Source organism: Janthinobacterium sp. ROICE36 (genome assembly GCF_002869965.1).
Classification (GTDB): domain Bacteria; phylum Pseudomonadota; class Gammaproteobacteria; order Burkholderiales; family Burkholderiaceae_D; genus Janthinobacterium.
Genome location: NZ_PEBS01000027.1, coordinates 50,155 through 68,991, shown reverse-complemented (window position 1 = coordinate 68,991; position 18,837 = coordinate 50,155). Strand labels below are relative to the sequence as shown.

16 protein-coding genes and 2 tRNA genes are annotated in these 18,837 nt (G+C 59.6%); 8 read left to right on the top strand and 10 right to left on the bottom strand.

Features of this window, described 5'->3' with window-relative positions:
• Positions 1-569: 569 nt before the first annotated feature.
• The 3 genes from CSZ94_RS13240 to acs form a co-directional block, all read right to left on the bottom strand.
• A tRNA-Ser gene (locus CSZ94_RS13240) sits at positions 570-660 on the bottom strand.
• A 189-nt stretch (positions 661-849) separates the two neighbouring features.
• The gene (locus CSZ94_RS13235; protein ID WP_102121922.1) at positions 850-2,106 is read right to left on the bottom strand and encodes an IS4 family transposase; all 1,257 of its coding nucleotides are present in this window, start codon (positions 2,104-2,106) and stop codon (positions 850-852) included.
• A gap of 231 nt (positions 2,107-2,337) precedes the next feature.
• A complete protein-coding gene (gene acs, locus CSZ94_RS13230) occupies positions 2,338-4,344 on the bottom strand; it encodes an acetate--CoA ligase (protein ID WP_102121921.1) in 2,007 nt (668 codons plus the stop codon).
• Positions 4,345-4,638: 294 nt separating this feature from the next.
• Between acs and CSZ94_RS13225 the strand changes: the two genes are divergently transcribed.
• The 5 genes from CSZ94_RS13225 (at position 4,639) to CSZ94_RS13205 (ending at position 8,445) form a co-directional block, all read left to right on the top strand.
• On the top strand, positions 4,639-5,259 hold the full coding sequence (locus tag CSZ94_RS13225; protein WP_102121920.1) for a TIGR00645 family protein: 621 nt from the start codon (positions 4,639-4,641) through the stop codon (positions 5,257-5,259).
• A gap of 71 nt (positions 5,260-5,330) precedes the next feature.
• Positions 5,331-6,872 carry a fumarate hydratase gene (locus tag CSZ94_RS13220; protein ID WP_102121919.1) on the top strand — a complete coding sequence of 514 codons (1,542 nt, stop codon included), beginning with the start codon at positions 5,331-5,333 and terminating at the stop codon, positions 6,870-6,872.
• 66 nt (positions 6,873-6,938) lie between these two features.
• Positions 6,939-7,784, top strand: coding sequence for a glutamate racemase (gene murI / locus CSZ94_RS13215; RefSeq protein WP_102121918.1), 846 nt, complete (start codon positions 6,939-6,941; stop codon positions 7,782-7,784).
• 133 nt (positions 7,785-7,917) lie between these two features.
• Positions 7,918-7,993 (top strand) — tRNA-His (locus CSZ94_RS13210).
• Positions 7,994-8,169: 176 nt separating this feature from the next.
• Positions 8,170-8,445 (top strand): addiction module antidote protein, encoded by a 276-nt coding sequence (locus tag CSZ94_RS13205; RefSeq protein WP_102121917.1) that lies wholly within the window; start codon positions 8,170-8,172, stop codon positions 8,443-8,445.
• Between the two features lie 36 nt (positions 8,446-8,481).
• On the opposite strand, the gene CSZ94_RS13200 is transcribed toward CSZ94_RS13205, so the two are convergent.
• Complete coding sequence (locus CSZ94_RS13200) at positions 8,482-8,928, bottom strand: response regulator (protein ID WP_102121916.1); 447 nt, start codon at positions 8,926-8,928, stop codon at positions 8,482-8,484.
• 288 nt (positions 8,929-9,216) lie between these two features.
• Between CSZ94_RS13200 and CSZ94_RS13195 the strand changes: the two genes are divergently transcribed.
• The 3 genes from CSZ94_RS13195 (at position 9,217) to CSZ94_RS13185 (ending at position 13,019) form a co-directional block, all read left to right on the top strand.
• Positions 9,217-11,322, top strand: a complete 2,106-nt coding sequence (locus CSZ94_RS13195; RefSeq protein ID WP_102121915.1) for a TonB-dependent receptor family protein — start codon at positions 9,217-9,219, stop codon at positions 11,320-11,322.
• A gap of 330 nt (positions 11,323-11,652) precedes the next feature.
• Positions 11,653-12,312 (top strand): FxDxF family PEP-CTERM protein, encoded by a 660-nt coding sequence (locus CSZ94_RS13190; RefSeq protein ID WP_102121928.1) that lies wholly within the window; start codon positions 11,653-11,655, stop codon positions 12,310-12,312.
• 257 nt (positions 12,313-12,569) lie between these two features.
• Positions 12,570-13,019, top strand: a complete 450-nt coding sequence (locus tag CSZ94_RS13185; RefSeq protein WP_102121914.1) for a hypothetical protein — start codon at positions 12,570-12,572, stop codon at positions 13,017-13,019.
• 315 nt (positions 13,020-13,334) lie between these two features.
• Here CSZ94_RS13185 and CSZ94_RS13175 read toward each other — a convergent pair whose 3' ends face one another.
• From CSZ94_RS13175 to dusA, 6 genes are all read right to left on the bottom strand, one after another.
• Entirely contained in the window at positions 13,335-13,718 is a 384-nt protein-coding gene (locus CSZ94_RS13175) for a hypothetical protein (protein ID WP_102121912.1), read from the bottom strand.
• Between the two features lie 149 nt (positions 13,719-13,867).
• Positions 13,868-14,440 carry a hypothetical protein gene (locus CSZ94_RS13170; RefSeq protein ID WP_102121911.1) on the bottom strand — a complete coding sequence of 191 codons (573 nt, stop codon included), beginning with the start codon at positions 14,438-14,440 and terminating at the stop codon, positions 13,868-13,870.
• Between the two features lie 168 nt (positions 14,441-14,608).
• Positions 14,609-14,956, bottom strand: a complete 348-nt coding sequence (locus tag CSZ94_RS13165; RefSeq protein ID WP_258000963.1) for an energy transducer TonB — start codon at positions 14,954-14,956, stop codon at positions 14,609-14,611.
• Between the two features lie 120 nt (positions 14,957-15,076).
• The gene (locus CSZ94_RS13160) at positions 15,077-16,831 is read right to left on the bottom strand and encodes a methyl-accepting chemotaxis protein (protein WP_258000962.1); all 1,755 of its coding nucleotides are present in this window, start codon (positions 16,829-16,831) and stop codon (positions 15,077-15,079) included.
• A gap of 623 nt (positions 16,832-17,454) precedes the next feature.
• A complete protein-coding gene (locus CSZ94_RS13155; RefSeq protein WP_102121909.1) occupies positions 17,455-17,814 on the bottom strand; it encodes a hypothetical protein in 360 nt (119 codons plus the stop codon).
• 5 nt (positions 17,815-17,819) lie between these two features.
• A complete protein-coding gene (dusA, locus tag CSZ94_RS13150) occupies positions 17,820-18,770 on the bottom strand; it encodes a tRNA dihydrouridine(20/20a) synthase DusA (protein ID WP_374703580.1) in 951 nt (316 codons plus the stop codon).
• Positions 18,771-18,837 lie beyond the last annotated feature (67 nt).

The window sequence follows — 18,837 nt, the reverse complement described above, 5'->3', positions numbered from 1 at the left end:
ATCTACAACCACAACATTCCCCAGCGCGCCTTGGATAACGCAACACCGATTCAGGCGATGAAGAAATGGCAGGAGAAAAAGCCGGAATTATTCGTTAAACGCGTATATAACCAGGCCGGTCTTGACATTTATGTTCATTGCAATATCATCCTAACTGGCCGTATGGACTAAGAGAAATATAGAGGCCAAATGTACACACGTGAAGTACTACAGCACTACTCTAACATTCCGTACTATCTTTTCTTTAATGGACTACTAAAACGTCAAACTAATACAACTACCTATCAAACTATAGTATAGCGAGCCGGGGGCCAAGTCCGCCATTTGGGCACAGACTGATGCGTTGGTCGCAGTAGAAGCCGGCTCAGTCGAAACCTAATTAGAACCACGAACGCGCGCCTGCGGCGCGCGGGGCTGCCGCGTAGCGGCAGCAGTCAGTCGATTCGGAGAGGGCCGGGCCGGTAGGCCCGCCCCTTCGAATCCCCCGCGCACGCCCCGCAGGGGGCGTGCTTCTCTTCGCCCAGACGAAAAAAAAAGCTACCCGAGGGTAGCTTTTTCTTTTTCGTCTTTGGCGGAGAGAGGGGGATTCGAACCCCCGATAGAGTATTACCCTATACACGCTTTCCAGGCGTGCGCCTTCAGCCGCTCAGCCATCTCTCCTGAAGGCAATGCGGGCGTCTTGCTTGCTCACATTGTGTACTGCATATCGCTTGTCGCGAAGCCGCAGATTATAGCAAAGATTCTACGGACTGCCAAAGTTATTTACCCAGGGGTAAAAGTTTGAAACACCCAGCCCAGTAACTGCTGGGGTCAGACCCCAATCCACCCAAGTTAAGCAACAGGCTGCCATCAAGCAGCCTTGTAGGTCATGTATTTATGGGGCTTGTAGGCGTTGGTTTGCCGTGACCTTGATTGTCCTGGGCGATGTAGAAACGTTCGCTTGGCGATCAGAGCCAGCGCGTCGGCAAGCAAGTGTGCTGCCGCCAGCCCAAGCAGCAACGATGGCAAGAGCGGCTTGAGTACCGAATGGACATAGGCGCGGTTGATGCGTCTGTCCGTCGGCAATGCATCTTGCTGGCCGGCGGCACAGCTCGCCAACGCCTGCAGGTTATCGCATATTACCTTGGCGGCCAGATCCTGCATCAGGGCCTGCTGTGACAGTCCCGTCACGTGCTCCAGATGGAGGCGGTGTTTGATGCGCTTGAAGGCTTCCTCAATGCGCCAGCGTTGGTGGTAGAGGTCTCCGAACAATGCGGCAGGGAATTGTTCAACGTCCAGTAAATTGGTCATCAGAACACGCACCTTGCCGGTCGAGGCAACGTGGCGTATCAGGCGCACGGTCTGCGGTTCAGCGGGACATTCATAGTCAAGCGCATCGCGCCGATCCGGCGCCCGCAGCGTGACGATCTGCTCCTGCAGCCCCGACTTCAGAAACTGATTGACGCAGGGAAAGCCTCCGCCGCGGGCCTGCTCGACACGCATGCAGAAGGCAATGCGGCGCTGGTTCAACACGGCGGGCATCCAGTAACATGGATAGCCTCGGTCCAGCAACAGCAGATCTTCCTTGCCAAGCTGGTCGAGCTGTTCGAACAGCATCTGGCGTTCGCCGACGTCGGTACTGTATAGCGAGGCCGAGAGCATCAATTCGGCACCGGGCAGAAACAAGCCAAACACCAGTTGATCGGCCACGGCGGCGCGTTTGACATGGCTGGCGCGCAAGCCAAAGCGAACGGTCGAGGCGTCAGCGGCGACCAGCCTGAAACCGTGCCAGCGCGGCAGGTAGCCATGCTGCTGTGCTTGTGCAATGAGCCAGTCGTTAAGCTCTGGGATGGCCGTGGTAGCAAGTTTTGAGCGTGCCTGAGCGAAAGCCTGGGCGCTCACCTGGTGCGTCAGTCGCGCCTGCTGTTGCAGATGGCCAAAGAATTCATCAAGTTCGGTTTGCACGCTCTTGCGCATGCCGGTGAGCATGAGCGCCACCAAGGATGGCAGCGGCAGTTTGCGGCGACGTTGAAACGCCATCGGATGATCAGGATGGCGGGCGCTAAGCCGAAACTGGTCGGATTGAAGATGGTCGGAGAAATCGGACAGCAAGGAAGCGAGCGACATGAAGGGCCAATGAAGATCAAAAGACCTTCATTGGCCGCCGCCTTGCCGCTGTCGAAAAAAGAGAGGTCAGCAAGGCGGCGGCCGCGCAAAGCCAGTGCCACGTCAAGCACTATTTCATTGAATTGCCAGCAATTGCGCGGGCTTGCTCCTTAACTTGGGTGGATTGGGTCAGACCCGGCGGGGGCCTGCGCCCCAGTGGGGCGCAGGCCGATCCCGCAGGGACTGACCCTGTTACGACGTTTCCTTCAGCTGATCCAGAATCGCCGGGTTTTCCAGGGTGGAGACGTCTTGCGTGATCGTCTCGCCCTTGGCCAGCACGCGCAGCAGGCGGCGCATGATTTTGCCGGAGCGGGTTTTTGGCAGGTTGTCGCCGAAACGGATTTCCTTCGGTTTCGCGATCGGGCCGATTTCCTTGCCGACCCAGTTGCGCAGCTCCAGCGCCAGTCGTTTCGCTTCCTCGCCCGTCGGACGCGCTTGCTTCAGCACCACGAAGGCGCAGATCGATTCGCCTGTCGTGTCGTCCGGACGGCCCACCACGGCCGCTTCGGCCACCAGCGGGTTGGCCACCAGGGCCGATTCGATTTCCATCGTGCCCATGCGGTGGCCCGACACGTTCAAGACGTCATCGATGCGGCCCGTGATGGTGAAGTAGCCGGTGTCCTTGTTGCGGATGGCGCCGTCGCCTGCCAGGTACATCTTGCCGCCCAGTTCTTCCGGGAAATAGCTGGCCTTGAAGCGCTCGGGGTTGTTCCAGATCGTGCGTATCATCGATGGCCATGGGCGCTTCACCACCAAAATACCGCCCTGGCCGTTCGGCACGTCCTGGCCCGCTTCGTCGACGATGGCGGCCATGATGCCCGGCAATGGCAGGGTGCAGGAACCGGGCACCATCGGCGTGGCGCCTGGCAACGGGGTGATCATGTGGCCACCCGTTTCCGTTTGCCAGAAGGTATCGACGATCGGGCATTTCTCGCCGCCGATATTTTTGTAATACCACATCCACGCTTCCGGATTGATCGGTTCGCCGACCGTACCCAGCAAACGCAGGCTGCTCAGATCGTAATTCTTCGGATGGACTTTCGGATCCACATCGGCTGCCTTGATCAGCGAACGGATGGCCGTTGGCGCCGTGTAGAAGATGCTGACGTTGTGCTTCTTGATGGTTTCCCAGAAACGGCCCGCGTTCGGGTAGGTCGGGATGCCTTCGAACACCACTTGCGTGGCGCCCACGGCCATCGGGCCGTACGCGATGTAGCTGTGGCCCGTCACCCAGCCGATGTCGGCCGTGCACCAGAACACGTCGTCGGGCTTGATGTCGAAACTCCACTTCATCGTCAGCGCGGCCCACAGCAGGTAGCCGCCGCTCGAATGCTGCACGCCCTTCGGCGTGCCCGTCGAACCGGAGGTGTAGAGAATGAACAATGGATGCTCGGCATCGACCCATTCCGGCTCGCATTGCGCGCTCTGGCCTTCGACCAGGTCGTGCAGCCACGTGTCGCGGCCGGCCACCATCGGCAAGTCGCTGCCCGTACGTTGGTAGACGATGACGTTTTTGACGGAGTCGCAGCCGCCCAGCGCCAGCGCTTCGTCGACGATGGATTTCAATGGCAGCTTCTTGCCGCCGCGCAATTGCTCGTCGCCCGTGATGACGGCCACGGCGCCCGCGTCGATGATGCGCTCCTGCAAGGATTTTGCCGAAAAGCCGCCGAAGACGACGGAGTGGGTGGCGCCGATGCGCGCGCAGGCTTGCATGGCGGCAACGCCTTCGACGGACATCGACATATAGATGATGACGCGGTCGCCCTTGGCGATGCCCTTGGCTTTCAGGCCGTTGGCGAACTTGCAGACTTTTTCGTGCAGTTCTGTATACGTTGCCTTGGTAACGCTGCCGTCATCCGCTTCGAAGATGATGGCCGTCTTGTCGCCCAGGCCATTTTCGATGTTGCGGTCCAGGCAGTTATACGACACGTTCAGCAGGCCGTCTTCGAACCACTTGTAGAACGGGGCGTTGTCTTCGTTCAGGGTGCGGGTGAACGGTTTTTTCCAGCTCAGGTTTTCGCGCGCCAGCTTGGCCCAGAAGCCTTCGTAGTCGCGTTCGGCGTCGGCCACCATGGCGCGGTAGGCGTCCATGCCGGAAATCGTTGCCTGTGCGGCAAATGCTGCCGACGGTTGAAATACGCGCGATTCTTCCGGTCCCTGCTGCTCAGTGCCCTGCCCTTGGTTCTCTATAGCGGCCATGCTAGTCTCCAGTGTAGTAATTGTTTGGTAACACCATATTCCTGCTGTCTTACTGACGCCTTACATGCAGCGTTTTCCGCGATCCATTCTAACCATAATCGCCATTGGCGATGGGCGTCAAGGGCGCGCCGTCCTGCATTCTGGATGGAAAAACTGACAACTCACCAACTACTTGATGCCACTTTGTGTTTCATCAAGGCCAAGAATCGAAATCGAGGGCATGCGCAGGGATCAGCAGCAAGTGTAAAATGTCGGGCGTACCAAAAATTGGTATTTATCCCCAGGAAACTCCAGATGATCGACCATTTACAAAAACCCAAACATAGCAAACTGCACCCCCTGTCCGCCTTCATCTTCATGTCGCGCTGGCTGCAGCTGCCGCTGTACCTGGGCCTGATCCTCGCGCAATGCGTCTATGTATTTCATTTCTGGGTGGAACTGTCGGACTTGATCGGCGCCGTATTCGGCAACGATGCGGCCCTGCAGCACGTCATCAGCGCTGTCACCGTGGCCGGCGTGCCGCCACCTGTCAAACTCAATGAAGCGACCATCATGCTGGTGGTGCTGGGCTTGATCGACGTGGTCATGATCTCGAACCTGTTGATCATGGTCATCATCGGCGGCTATGAAACGTTTGTCTCGCGCATGCACCTGGATGACCACCCGGATCAGCCGGAATGGTTGTCGCATGTGAATGCGTCCGTGCTGAAGACCAAGCTGGCGATGGCCATCATCGGCATTTCGTCCATCCACCTGCTGAAGACCTTCATCAACGCCACTGCGTATGCCAAGGAACCGAATGTGGTCATCGCGCAAACGGCGATCCATATGGTCTTCATCCTGTCGGCGATGGCGATAGCCTACACGGACCGCATCATGACCGTGACGCAAAACCAGGCCCGGGCGCCCCACTAAGTTCCGGCGCTCCCCTACTGATTAGCAAACAGCATCAACGTCTTACCCTTCTTATTCACCGCGAGAACACCATGACTGTCATAAAGCAAGAAGACCTGATCGAATCCGTCGCCGCAGCGTTGCAGTACATTAGCTACTACCACCCTGCTGATTACATCGAGCACCTGGCGCGCGCCTATGCGGCCGAGCAAAGCCCGGCGGCAAAAGATGCGATCGCGCAAATCCTGACCAACTCGCGTATGTGCGCGGAAGGCAAGCGTCCTATCTGCCAGGATACGGGTATCGTCAACGTCTTCCTGAAAATCGGCATGGGCGTGCGCTTCGAAGGCTTCTCCGGCACGGTTACGGACGCCGTCAACGAAGGCGTGCGCCGCGCGTACAACTTCGACGACAACAAGCTGCGCGCCTCCATCGTGGCCGACCCGCATTTCGACCGCAAGAACACCAAGGACAACACGCCAGCCGTGGTGCACATGGAACTGGTCGAAGGCAATACCGTTGACGTGAAAGTCGCTGCCAAGGGCGGCGGTTCGGAAAACAAATCCAAGATGATCATGATGAACCCGTCCGATTCGCTGGTGGACTGGGTCATGAAGACCGTGCCGACCATGGGCGCCGGCTGGTGCCCGCCTGGCATGCTGGGCATCGGCATCGGCGGCACGGCTGAAAAAGCCATGCTGATGGCAAAAGAGGTGTTGATGGAAGACATCGACATGTTTGAGCTGAAACAACGCGGCCCGCAAAATAAACTGGAAGAATTGCGTATCGAGCTGTGCGACAAGATCAACTCGCTGGGCATCGGCGCGCAAGGCCTGGGCGGCCTGACGACCGTGCTCGACGTGAAAATCATGATGCACCCGACGCACGCCGCGTCGAAGCCTGTGGCCATGATCCCGAACTGCGCTGCCACGCGCCACGGCCATTTCGTGCTGGACGGCTCCGGCCCTGCCTACATGACGCCGCCATCGCTGTCGTCGTGGCCGGAAGTGCACTGGACGCCGGACACGGAAAAATCCAAGCGCGTCGACCTGAACACCCTGACGAAAGAAGAAGTCGCTTCGTGGACGCCGGGCCAGACCTTGCTGTTGAACGGCAAGATGCTGACGGGCCGCGACGCCGCGCACAAGCGCATCCAGGACATGCTGGCCAAAGGCGAAGAACTGCCGGTCGATTTCAAGAACCGCGTGATCTATTACGTCGGTCCGGTTGACCCTGTGCGCGACGAAGCCGTCGGCCCGGCCGGCCCCACCACGGCCACGCGCATGGACAAGTTCACCGACATGATGCTGGAAAAGACGGGCCTGATCGCCATGATCGGCAAGGCCGAACGCGGCCCCATCGCCGTTGAATCGATCCAGCGGCACCAGTCGGCTTACCTGATGGCCGTGGGCGGCGCCGCCTACCTGGTGTCGAAAGCCATCAAGCACGCCAAGGTGCTGGGCTTTGCCGACATGGGCATGGAAGCGATCTACGAATTCGACGTCGTCGACATGCCGGTGACGGTGGCAGTGGATGCGAAAGGCACTTCGGTGCACAACACGGGCCCGAAGGAATGGCAGGCGAAGATCGAGCAACTCAATAGCGTCAGCAAGATTCCCGTGACGGTCGTTTAAACAAGCACTACCATAGACGCCGCGCGGCAATCCAGCGCGGCGTTTTTTTATCCTCATCGGTTTTATATGACTTCTATTGCAAGCACTGCCCGCCCGGACGCCCCCATCGGCGTTTTTGATTCCGGCGTGGGCGGCCTGTCGGTGCTGCGCCATGTCCGCGCGCAGCTGCCGCAGGAAGACCTGATGTACGTTGCCGATTCCGCCTATGCGCCGTACGGCGACAAGACGGAACAGCAAGTCATCGACCGTTCGCTGGCGATCACCGCCTTTTTATTGCAGCAAGGCGCGAAAGCACTGGTGGTGGCGTGCAACACGGCCACCATCGCCGCCATCAAGGCGCTGCGCGCGCGCTACCCCGACCTGCCCATCGTCGGCGTCGAACCGGGCCTGAAACCGGCGGCCGCCATCAGCCACAACGGCAAGATCGCCGTGCTGGCCACGGAGCGCGCCTTGCGCGGCGACAAGCTGCTGGCCCTGCGCGAACAGGTGAGCGCCGCCACGGGCGCCACGTTCATCTTGCAGCCGTGCATCGGCCTGGCCGACCGCATCGAACAATGCGCGCTGGGCAATGATCCGACGGACGCTACCAGCGCCATGCTGGAACGCTATATCGCGCCCATGCTGGCGCTAGGTGTCGATACGCTGGTGCTCGGTTGCACGCACTACCCCTTCGTGCAGCATGCCATAGCACGCACGGTGCGCGCGCATACGCAGGAACAGATCACGCTGGTGGACACGGGCGACGCCGTGGCGCGCCAGCTGACCCGCTTGCTGGACGCGGCAAGCTTGCGTCGCATCAACAACGATGCACCGCGACTGCAGGGCTACACGACGGCCAGCGTCGATGCCTTGGCGAAAGCCTTCGCCGGTTTGCTGGACTTGCAGCCGCCCGTCACCCACCTGGACGTATGATTCGCGAGAAGCAATTTCCAGCAATCTTTCGGCTTTTTGAAAAAGACTGCATTTAGATTTGCCACTTCGCCGAGTTCTTTGTATAATTCGGCACCTGTTCAGCAAAACAGCTAAACAGGTAAGTAAGACAGTGGTGGCTGTAGCTCAGTTGGTAGAGTCCAGGATTGTGATTCCTGTTGTCGTGGGTTCGAGCCCCATCAGCCACCCCACAGAATACGTAGGAAAATCAAAGGGTTACATGCTTCGGCTTGTAACCCTTTTTTGATTCCTGCACACATGCATGAGGCAGCCGCAGCCCTATTCTCCCACAGCATGCCAGGCGAGCGCATCAGCAGAAAACCCCGCCTGTGTACGGCAGTCAAACTTGATGCATCCAGGAGGTCCGATGGCACAAAAACTCAACAAATGGGATAGCGCACAGCACCTCAAAAGCGAAGAGGATATCGTCGCCTACTTTGAAGCTTGCCTGGAAGAAGCCGGCGGCGACGCATCCTTCATTGCCAAGGCGCGCGGCATGACGCAACTTGCCAAAGATACGGGACTGGGATGGGAAAGTTTGTACAAGGCGCTGTCCAGCGCAGGTAATCCCAGCTTCGACACCATTTTGAAGATGACGCATGCACTTGGTTTGCAATGTCGCGCAGCAGCGCTGAACACCTGACTACCTGACTACCGATCAGCCGAGGCAGCGGAAAGACTACCCCGCCAGCACCGACTGCACCGTCGTCGCCAGGTCTTCCAGACGCACGGGCTTGACAAGAAAATGGCGAAAGCCCGCAGCCAGCGCGTCGTCCATGTACATGGGCAGGCTGTGGCCCGTGACGGCGATCAGCACGGCGTTGGCCGTCTCGGGATTATGGTGCAGGCGGCGGCCGATTTCGATGCCGCTGATGCCGGGCATTTCGATGTCGAGGTAGACGGCGTCGGGCACGCACAGCTTGACTTGCTCGACGGCCATTTGCCAGTTGCGCACCACCACTGCGTGGTGGCCCAGCGCTTCGAGCAGCATGGCCAGCGATTCGCCCACTTCCTGGTTGTCGTCGACCACCAGCAGATTGAGTTTGCGCGCAGCACTTGCCGGCTGGTCGCCCTGGTGGCGTTCCACGGAGGACCTGCCTGGTGTCGTTTCAGTTGTCTGGCTCATTGTACGTTCACGTCTGACGGCTGCAAAAACGGCAGTATACAAGAAGCACACGGAATGCCGCCGCACCCGAGCAATGATGCCAAGCGGCAATCCTGGCGCTCCGCTGTACCGCGCCAACAACACTTCCTTCCCCTCGCGCGGCGAAAGCCGGCACTACGCAGTATGCGCAATTGACGAATTGAATGAGAATAATTATCATTCTTATCCCCTTGCGCCGGATGTCCACGCCACGCCGTTGGCGCGCCGCCTGATTGCCCGCGCAAACATTGTCATTACGGAGATCCATGCATGGCCGCCACACTTTCCCCACTGCCCTTTTCGCTGCGCCCGTGCGCGCTGGCCATTGCCCTCGCCTGTCTGGGCGTTTCCCTTGCCGCGCAGGCGCAGGAAGCCAATACGGCTGATAATGCAGGTCCCATCCTGGAATCCATCCAGGTCAGCAGCAACCTGCTGGGCACCAGCATGGCCGCCAGTACGAAAAATTTCGCCGGCGCCCGCACGGTGGTGCAAAAGGACGACATCGAGAACTCGGGCGCATCCAGCCTCAGCGACGTGATGCGCCGCATTCCCGGCGTGCAGATCAGCGACAACTCGGGCAGCGCCGGCAGCGCCATCTCGCTCAATATCGGCGTGCGCGGCCTGGCAGGTCGCTATTCGCCGCGCAGCACGGTCTTACTCGATGGCATCCCGATGTCCGTGGCGCCATATGGCCAGCCGCAACTGTCGTTCGCGCCCGTCAGCCTGGCCAATGTCGAGACGGTCGACGTGGTGCGCGGCGGCGGCGCCGTGCGCTTCGGCCCGCAAAACGTGGGCGGCATCATCAACTTCAAGACGCGCCGCGTACCCACCACACCAGGCATCACGGGCGACGCCAGCGTGCGCACCAACTCGTACAGCGAAGTGGGCCACAACACGCAGGCCAGCGTCTTTGCCGGCACCCAGCTAGACAGCGGCCTGGGCCTGGCCGTGCTGTACTCGGGCATCCGCGGCAGCGACTGGCGCGTCGGCAGCGACGAGAAGGTCAACGATTTCGCCCTGAAATTTCGCTACGACCTGAGCCCGACAGCCGAGGTGTACGGCAAGCTGTCCTACTACGATGTGACGTCGCGCACGCCGGGCGGCCTGACCGCAGCGCAATACAAGGCCGACCCATTCCAGAATACGCGCCCCACCGACTACTGGAGCGGCGAGCGCAAGGCCTTCGACATCGGCTATCTGAATGCCCTGTCCGGCACGCAGGAATTCGAAGTGCGCAGCTACTACTACAAGAGCTCGCGCGAAAGCACCTTGATCAGCGGGAAAAACCTGGGCCACCAGCCGCGCAACTATGAAACGACGGCCATCGAGCCCCGCTACACGCAGCGCTTCATCACCGGCAAGGTCACACAGGATGTCACCGTCGGCTACCGCTACCTGGCCGAGCGGGCCGACGAGACCATCTACAACGTGGTCATCGCCAGCGGCATGCAGCAGGCGCCGACGCGCTTTGCCGACAATGCCACCGATGCGCAAGCCGTGTATATCGACGACAAGATCGCCATCGGCGCCTGGCGCATCACGCCGGGCGTGCGCTATGAACACATCAAGACGCAACGCTACAACCACTTGCCGGTCGACCAGAAGATCGAGCTGCTCAACAACAAGGCTCTGCCTTCGCTGAACGTGGCGTACTTGCTTAACAACAGCGTGACCCTGTTCAGCAACTACAACAGCTCGTTTGGCGCCGTGCAAAACACGCAGCTCAATGCGCAGTCAAGCAAGAATCCGCTGCAACCGGAACTGGCGAAAACAGCCGAGCTGGGCGCGCGCTGGAAGAGCGGCCAGTTATCGGCCGAAGCGACCTTGTTCAATATCAAGTTCGACAACCAGATCCAGTCCGTGGGCAGCGGAGAAAACGTCACCTTCTACAACGTGGGCGCCACGCATCACCGGGGCCTGGAAACGGCCATCGACTACCATTTCGACCATGCCGGTCCGCTGGCTGGCTTGAATGCCTACGCCACCTACACCTATACCAAGGCGACCTTGCAAGATGGCGCGAACGCGGGCAATGACGTGCCCTTTTATTCGCGCACCACGGACACCGTCGGCGCCCACTACCAACTGGGCGCCTGGGGCTTTGATTTGTCGAGCAGCCACCAGAGCCGCCAGTTCGCCGATGAAGCCAACACGGTGGCGGAAAACGCGTCCGGCAACCTGGGCATCATTCCCGGCTTTCGCACCTGGAACACGCAAGTAAAATGGAAGGTGCCGGGCCAGGCTGGCCTGGAACTGGTCGCCGGCGTCAACAACCTCGCCGACAAGCCTTACTTCACGCGCACCTCGGATGGCAACCTGGGCAAGCTGGCGGGCGCGCCGCGCATGGTCTATTTGCAAGGACGCCTGGCGTTCTGAGCGTTGCATACGGCAGTCCCCATCGAGTCGATATGTCGCAGCACCCGCACATATCCTCAAAAAAACCTGCAGCGTTGTTGTTACGATGCAGGTTTTTTGACGTCTCGATGTTACAAAAATACTGTCAGACAAGACGATTCGACGTCGCGCACACCTTACATCACGGCAGTAATTGATTCTCCATGGAAATTAATTGTATTACAGACACAAATGATTTCACAATTGCAAATATTTTTAGTAGGCACTTGTTTTTTGTGTGAGTTTTGGTGATATCATTTAAATGTCATTTGAGAAATTAAATTATCCTATAATCAACTAAATTGGAACACCATGAAAATGCCAGCCACCCTCCTGAAGATTGCCGCATTGGCCACCCTGGCCACCGCTGGTACAGCCAACGCCGCAACCGAACTGGTGGTCAATGGCAGTTTTGAAAACAATGTCATCTCCTCATCCTGGGCTGCACTCAGCAGCGTGACAGGCTGGACCTCTTCAGCCAACGGCAACTCGGCCTTTGAAATCCAGAAAGGCGCCACGCAAGGCGGCCTGGGCGGTTTCAACCCCGTCGCCGCCGACGGCACGCAATACCTGGAACTGAATGCCGCGGGCCTGACGTCCGTGTCGCAATCGCTCGCCACCACGGCCGGCGGCACGTATGCGCTGTCGTTTGCCTACTCGGGCCGTCCCGATACGGCTGGCGGCGCGAACAGCCTGATGAATGTCTACTGGGGTTCGACCCTGCTCACGCCAACGGCACTGGTCGGTACCACCAGCGGCGTCTGGCAAACCTACAGCCAGAATGTGACCGCGCTCGACGCGTCGACCTTGCTGCGCTTTGAGTCGATCGGTCCGGTCTCCGCACCGACCTATGGTTCCTACCTGGATAACGTCTCAGTGCTGGCTGCCGTGCCGGAACCGGAAAGCTACGCCATGATGCTGCTGGGCCTGGGCTTGCTGGGCTTCATGGCACGCCGCAAGACTGCAGCCTGAATCCGGGCCGTCTCGCGCAACAGCCGCCCCGCCAATTGGCCGGGCGGCTTTTTTCATGGGTAAACGGCTGCATTAGCTCAGGAAATGTTGCCAAGAGGAATTAAATTGACGCTACAATAGCGGGGTATCAAGCAATGCCAAGCATCGCTCCGCCAGGGCCCCTACCCCGCCCTGCTCATCAGCACGCATTTTTTGAACAGGATGACTGGCGCTGCCGGTGCCATTTGCGCTACCGGCACGGCCACCACACACGCACCATGTCTGCAGAAAAAAGCATTACCGAAAGCAGTTCCTACGGCAAGGATACGCCCGTGGGACGTCCCGATATCGATGGCCGCGCCGGCATTTTCGTGCCCACGGCGGAATTTGACATCGACAACAACACCACCATCCGCAAGGGCGCGGGCATTGTCGGCTTCGGCAACCTCGATGGCAGCCTGACCGTGTATTTCGAAGCGAACCGCTTCGACGAAAGCAATCTGCACAAATGGGAGCACAAGGCGCGCAAGGCGTATGACCGCATGGTCATGGGCGCGCCCACGGTGTCGAAGGCGAAGATCGATGCGCGCATGCTGGAACAGGTGGGCATCATCGATGGCATGGGCATCAATCTCAAGCATCCGGAACGCCTGACGCACTGGCTGGCGATCTCGAACGTGCCGGACACGGCGCCGGAAGAGCCTGTGGTGCGCTGGAAAAACCGCTAGGCACCGGGAGAGCGAGGCGGGGCGCCAGGCGCGAGGTGTTGTCCTACATTGCGGCGGACATTCATCTGATGCCCAAAAGCATCAACTCAAACTATCATGAAAACCTGAACACACCCCACACCACTCAGGAGTACAACATGTCCCGCCTCATCCCGATCAGCTTTGGTGCCTTGCAAATAGGTCTGGCAGCGGCGGCGATGTATATCCTGTGCTCGGCGGATGTGCTGCATCAGGGTTCGGTCTATTTCCACTGATACAGCATCCCGCCACTGCACGCCATATGATCAGGCGCGCCAGATGAACGCTGACCGATGACTAACGGCGGCCGTGGTAGCGTCCGTGCCCGCCCCAGCCACCACGATGCCCACCGTAGCGTCCAAAACCAAACATGAAGTCCAGCCCGATCGATACAGGTGGATTGTAATAATACGGTTGCGGCGCATACACGGGCGCTGGCACATACACGGGTTGCTGCACGTACACTGGCTGCTGCTGCACGTAGACGGGCTCATTCGTGTATTCCACGCGCGGCTCGCTCATCACACGGCCTGACTGCACCGGTTCGGACGAGACCGTACGCCATTCATACGGATTGTAGGCCGCCTGCGGCGCGCGCGAACCGTAATACGCCGGACCGGGGGGCGCCACAACGCAGCCACCCAAGGCGGCCAGCGAAATTACTGCCAACAGGGTTTTCATCGCACTCTCCTAATGTGTACTACCTTAATTAAGTACTATAAGAAATTAGGCCGTGCTTTGCTGTGCTTTTACCGATTGTTACACGCCGACGCACGCCGCAACATGAAATGTAGCAATGGCGCCACAAGCGGCCCGCGCTGCATGTTTCCTCAAATAAACGGAATCGCGCAGGTATCGATCACCTTGCCGGCCGCATCATAGCGCTGCACGCACACCTGGTAGCGCACGCCGTAATCGAGCTCGACCTGCTCGACCTTGCCATACTTCAATTTCCAGATGGGCTGCACCTGTTGCCTGCCAGCCAGCGCGGCCACATCCTGCGGAATCGCCATCGCCGTTTGCATCTCGTCCTGGCGCGCATCCTGGCGTCGCGCCACGTCGATGGACACGTTCAACGCCAGCTCGACGCCGCCATCCGCAAAGCTCAGCGTGGGCGCGCTGCGCTGCGCCCGCATCACGCCCCAGGCGCAAGGCTTGCCGTCCGCATCGCATTGCTTCAATTGCGCCAACGGAAAATATTCAGAGGCAATCTTGCCATCCTTGATGGGCCAGCTGGTGCGCACGCCGTCGCGCTTGCCCGACAGCGGATTGTCCCAGCTCAGGCTATTCACGACAGCCACGGTCTGCCCCGCCTGCAAGTCCGCAGGCGTGCCCAGCGACGCGCAGGCGGAGAGCAGCAAGCCGGTGGCGGCCAGGGAGGAAAGTGTCAGGATGCGCTGCATGGTAAGCCTCTTGTGGTGGGATTTCCCGAAGGTATGTTTCGAGGGTAACAGAATCGGTGGCGACAGCGCCGTTGGCTGGCGCACATAGCAGAACGGGCGGCACCCTTGCAGGCGCCGCCCGTAGCGGATATGGGCATGCCGGGAGCGACGCTCCCGGCGCTACGTGGATCAGTCCAGCTTCCAGGCGTAATCGACCTTGGTCCAGGTTTGCGCTGCGGCGCCATCCTTGGTGCCTGCCTTGAACTTGCATGCGGACAATGCCTTGATGGCGGCCTTGTCCAGGTTCTTGAAGCCGCTGCTCTTGTCGACTTTCGAATCGGCAACGCTGCCATCGGCATTGACCAGGAAGGACATCGACACGGTGCCCTGCTCTTCGTTCATCAGCGAGGCTTTTGGATAGTCGGCCTTGCAGTTCTTGGCATCAAACGACGCCGGCACCTCGGCCGCGAAAGCGGCGGAAGAAACGGAAACCAGCAAAGCTGCTGCAACACTCATCAAACGCTTATTCTCAAACATGTGCTTCCCCATGATTATCAGATACGGTAATTACAATTTCTTGCCTGCCAAGAAGGCAGGTGCTGCCGGGATGTCAGTCCCCCGGTGCCAGCACCATGCCTCCGTCATGCCGCCTGGTGCTTAAAACTCTTCCCACTCGTCATTACTACTGGCCGCTGCCACCTTGCGTGGCGCCGCAGACGCTGCGGGAGCGGCCGCTTCGGCCTTGCGCGTCAGCGACTTCACCGGGCGCAATGCCGGCGCCGGCTTGCGCACGGCCACGGGTGCAGCGGCCACGGGTGCCGGCACATACGCTGCCGGCTTCTCTTCGCCCTCGACCAGTTTGAAGATGCTGACCACGTGGGCCAGTTCGGCCGCCTGGTCTTGCAGGCTTTGCGCCGCAGCGGCCGCCTGTTCCACCAGCGCCGCATTTTGCTGCGTCATGCCATCCATCTCGATGATCGACAGGTTGACCTGTTCGATGCCGGCGCTTTGTTCCTGGCTGGCACTGGCGATCTCGCTCATGATGTCGGTCACGCGGCGCACGCTGTCGACCACTTCGCCCATCGTCACGCCAGCCTGGCCCACCAGGCGCGTGCCCCGCTCGGTCTTCTCGGCCGAATCGTCGATGAGGATCTTGATTTCTTTCGCGGCGCCAGCGGAACGCTGGGCCAGGTTGCGCACTTCCGAGGCCACCACGGCAAAGCCGCGGCCTTGCTCGCCGGCACGCGCCGCTTCCACGGCCGCATTCAGCGCCAGGATGTTGGTCTGGAAGGCGATGCCATCGATGACGCCGATGATGTCGACAATTTTCTTCGCCGATTCATTGATCGAGCTCATGGTGTCAACCACTTGCGACACCACGGAGCCGCCCTTCAAAGCCACGTCCGAAGCGGTGGCGGCCAGCTTGTTGGCTTCCCGCGCATTGTCCGCATTCTGTTTCACGGTCGATGTCAGCTCTTCCATGGCCGACGCCGTTTTTTCCAGCGCGCTCGCCTGCATTTCCGTGCGCGACGACAGGTCGAGATTGCCGTCGGCGATCTCGCGCGACGCCGTGCCGATGGTTTCCGTACCCACGCGTACCTGGCCGACGATGCCCACCAGGCTGTCGCGCATTTCCTTCATTTCCGCCAGCAGACTGGAGGTATCGGAAGGCTGGGTGTGAATGCCGATCGACAGGTCGCCATTGGCGATGCTGCCGGCGATCGATGCCGTGTAATCAGGCTCGCCGCCCAGCTGTTTCAGCAGGCCGCGGGTAATTACCAGTGCTGCCGCCACGCCCATCGCCACGGCCAGTACGCCGAGGATGATCATGAACAGGCGCGCGCTGTCGAAGGCCTTGCGGGCATCCGATTGCATCTGCTCGTTCAACTTGTCTTCCAGGGCGGCCAGTTGCTCCAGCGCTTCCATCCATTTTTTCTGTACCGGGCGGATTTCCTTGATCATCACGCGCGTGGCGCCTTCGGCATCGTTGGCCATCCACAGTGCCGACGCCTTGGCGATGGCCGGCATGGCTGCCGCCTCGTATTCCTTGATCGAAGCGAGCAAGGTATTTTCTTCGGCAGTCGACTCGATGGCGAATTTCTCTTGGAGCTTTTTCTGCGTTTCCTGATAGGTGCTGGTCTGCGTCTTGATACGCGCCATTTCCGGCTCCATATCGCCCGCGTCGGTCATCAGGGTCAGGATGCGCAGCGAGGTGATGCGGTCGCTGACGTTGCCACGCATGTCGATCACCAGGCGGGTGACGACGTTGTTGACATTGATCACGTGATCGAGACGGTCCTGGATTTGCGCCATGCGCGCGATGCCGAGGACGGTCACGGCCACCAGCAGAACCAGTACCAGGGCGAAACCCAGGCCCAGGCGGGTACCAACCTTCATTTTTGCTAAATTCATTTCGGCTCTTCGTAAATGAAACTATTGATAAGGATTTTTGCCCGGCACGACAAGACGAAGGCTGCGTTACACCGGGTTCCGCCCTTACCCATTGGTATGCTGGCGGTATCCGGCCGCACGCAGCCTGGGGTACTTCCTGATCCACAACAGCCCTGAAAACGCCAGTGACTGCGAATGCAAATTTCTTCCACACACTGAATTTTTGACACTGATGATATTAGATCAACATCAAACATTCATATGAGAAATATTTGTCTATAATCAATTATAGGTGTAAATTTTGCCTCAAAGCAAGCAATAAGTACTTGAATAAATGCCTGATTAACTTTCTTCGGGGAAATGGCAACAATGCCGTTTCTTGCCCCCTAGAAACGCCCCACGACAGTGCGGGCGTGCGCCGAAACAGCGCATTTACAACACATGGCATAGCCATTTAACATCGTTTGTGGCGAGGTGCTCAGAGGAAGGGGAGTGCGGACAATACCATTGCGCCGAGGCGGCGGTATAGACAAGTTGGATCAGCGGTCCCAGCTGCAATGCATTACATAGGCGTGGCACTCTGTGCCAAAGACAAAGACGCTCCAGATGGCGCCCCATTGAGCGGCCAGGCTGCGCTGGCTAGACTATACCAGTTGATACCAGTGCGGCTCGCGGCCCAGCAGCTCGGCCAGTTCGCGCTCGAAACCGTCGAACAAACGCGCGTCGAGCGGCTGCCGATCCGCCTCGTTCATCGGCAGCAAGCGCTCGAGCAGCCACTGGCGCGGCGTACACAAGGCACCGTTGCACACGACCGTCACGATCGGCTGCAGGCGCAAGCCGTCCGGCGCTATCTCCAGCGCGGCGCACAGCGCATCAAAGGACGCCTGCGGCGGCAGCGCGCCCAGATACGAACACCTGAAGAGACTGCCATCATCCTTGAGCGCGCTGACGGCCAGCAGGTAGCCGTCGATCTGGCGCGCAAGGCCGTGGCAGTCGCTGCTCATCAGGATCAGGCAGGCAGCGACAAGCGCGCCGCCGCTTCCAGCAGCAAGCGCGGGTCCCCCGAGGCCAGCTTCTTCGAATCGGACAGGGTCTGGCGGAAGCCGCGCGCGCCGGGCAGGTTTTGCATCAGGCCCAGCATGTGGCGCGTGATGCTGTTCAGCTTCAGCCGCCCCGCCTCTTTTTCCAGCTGCGCACGAATATAGGGAATCATCGCCTCGAGCACCTGCTCGCGGGTTTTCACGGGCGTATCGTCGCCGTAGTAGCGCTGGTCGAACTGCGCCATCACATACGGGTTGTGATATGCCTCGCGGCCCAGCATCACGCCGTCCAGGTGCTGCAAATGCAGGTCGATTTCAGCCAGCGTCTTGATGCCGCCGTTGATAATGAACTCGAATTGCGGAAAATCACGCTTCAAACGGTAGGCATAGTCATACTTAAGGGGCGGCACTTCGCGGTTTTCCTTCGGACTCAGGCCTTTCAGGATGGCGTTACGCGCATGCACAATAAACGTCTTGCAGCCGGCCTCGGCCACGGTGCCGACGAAATCGCGCACGAAGTCATACGATTCGCTGTCGTCGATGCCGATGCGGTGCTTCACCGTGACGTCGATATCGACCACGTCGCGCATGGCTTTCACGCAGTCGGCCACCAGTTGCGGCTCGGCCATCAGGCAGGCGCCAAACGCGCCTTTTTGCACGCGCTCGGACGGGCAGCCGCAATTCAGGTTGATTTCGTCATAACCCCATTGCTGGCCCAGTGTCGCGCTGGTGGCCAGGTCCTTCGGGTCGCTGCCGCCCAGCTGCAGCGCCACCGGGTGCTCTTCCTCGTTGAAGCGCAAATGGCGTTCCACGTCGCCGTAGACCAGCGCGCCCGTCGTCACCATTTCGGTGTACAGCCAGGTGTGGCGCGTGATTTCGCGGTGGAACTTGCGGCAATGGCGGTCGCTCCAGTCCATCATCGGGGCAACGGACAGGCGGCGGGAAGGCAGGGTTGGGACAGTCACAATACGCTCGCTACAAAAAAGG

What these genes read in the sequence shown, in the direction of transcription:
- CSZ94_RS13235 (WP_102121922.1), bottom strand. Translation starts at nt 2,106, where the DNA reads ATGTCGCTCGCTTCCTTGCTGTCCGATTTCTCCGACCATCTTCAATCC.
- acs (WP_102121921.1), bottom strand. Translation starts at nt 4,344, where the DNA reads ATGGCCGCTATAGAGAACCAAGGGCAGGGCACTGAGCAGCAGGGACCG.
- CSZ94_RS13225 (WP_102121920.1), top strand. Translation starts at nt 4,639, where the DNA reads ATGATCGACCATTTACAAAAACCCAAACATAGCAAACTGCACCCCCTG.
- CSZ94_RS13220 (WP_102121919.1), top strand. Translation starts at nt 5,331, where the DNA reads ATGACTGTCATAAAGCAAGAAGACCTGATCGAATCCGTCGCCGCAGCG.
- murI (WP_102121918.1), top strand. Translation starts at nt 6,939, where the DNA reads ATGACTTCTATTGCAAGCACTGCCCGCCCGGACGCCCCCATCGGCGTT.
- CSZ94_RS13205 (WP_102121917.1), top strand. Translation starts at nt 8,170, where the DNA reads ATGGCACAAAAACTCAACAAATGGGATAGCGCACAGCACCTCAAAAGC.
- CSZ94_RS13200 (WP_102121916.1), bottom strand. Translation starts at nt 8,928, where the DNA reads ATGAGCCAGACAACTGAAACGACACCAGGCAGGTCCTCCGTGGAACGC.
- CSZ94_RS13195 (WP_102121915.1), top strand. Translation starts at nt 9,217, where the DNA reads ATGGCCGCCACACTTTCCCCACTGCCCTTTTCGCTGCGCCCGTGCGCG.
- CSZ94_RS13190 (WP_102121928.1), top strand. Translation starts at nt 11,653, where the DNA reads ATGAAAATGCCAGCCACCCTCCTGAAGATTGCCGCATTGGCCACCCTG.
- CSZ94_RS13185 (WP_102121914.1), top strand. Translation starts at nt 12,570, where the DNA reads ATGTCTGCAGAAAAAAGCATTACCGAAAGCAGTTCCTACGGCAAGGAT.
- CSZ94_RS13175 (WP_102121912.1), bottom strand. Translation starts at nt 13,718, where the DNA reads ATGAAAACCCTGTTGGCAGTAATTTCGCTGGCCGCCTTGGGTGGCTGC.
- CSZ94_RS13170 (WP_102121911.1), bottom strand. Translation starts at nt 14,440, where the DNA reads ATGCAGCGCATCCTGACACTTTCCTCCCTGGCCGCCACCGGCTTGCTG.
- CSZ94_RS13165 (WP_258000963.1), bottom strand. Translation starts at nt 14,956, where the DNA reads ATGTTTGAGAATAAGCGTTTGATGAGTGTTGCAGCAGCTTTGCTGGTT.
- CSZ94_RS13160 (WP_258000962.1), bottom strand. Translation starts at nt 16,831, where the DNA reads ATGAATTTAGCAAAAATGAAGGTTGGTACCCGCCTGGGCCTGGGTTTC.
- CSZ94_RS13155 (WP_102121909.1), bottom strand. Translation starts at nt 17,814, where the DNA reads ATGAGCAGCGACTGCCACGGCCTTGCGCGCCAGATCGACGGCTACCTG.
- dusA (WP_374703580.1), bottom strand. Translation starts at nt 18,770, where the DNA reads ATGATGGACTGGAGCGACCGCCATTGCCGCAAGTTCCACCGCGAAATC.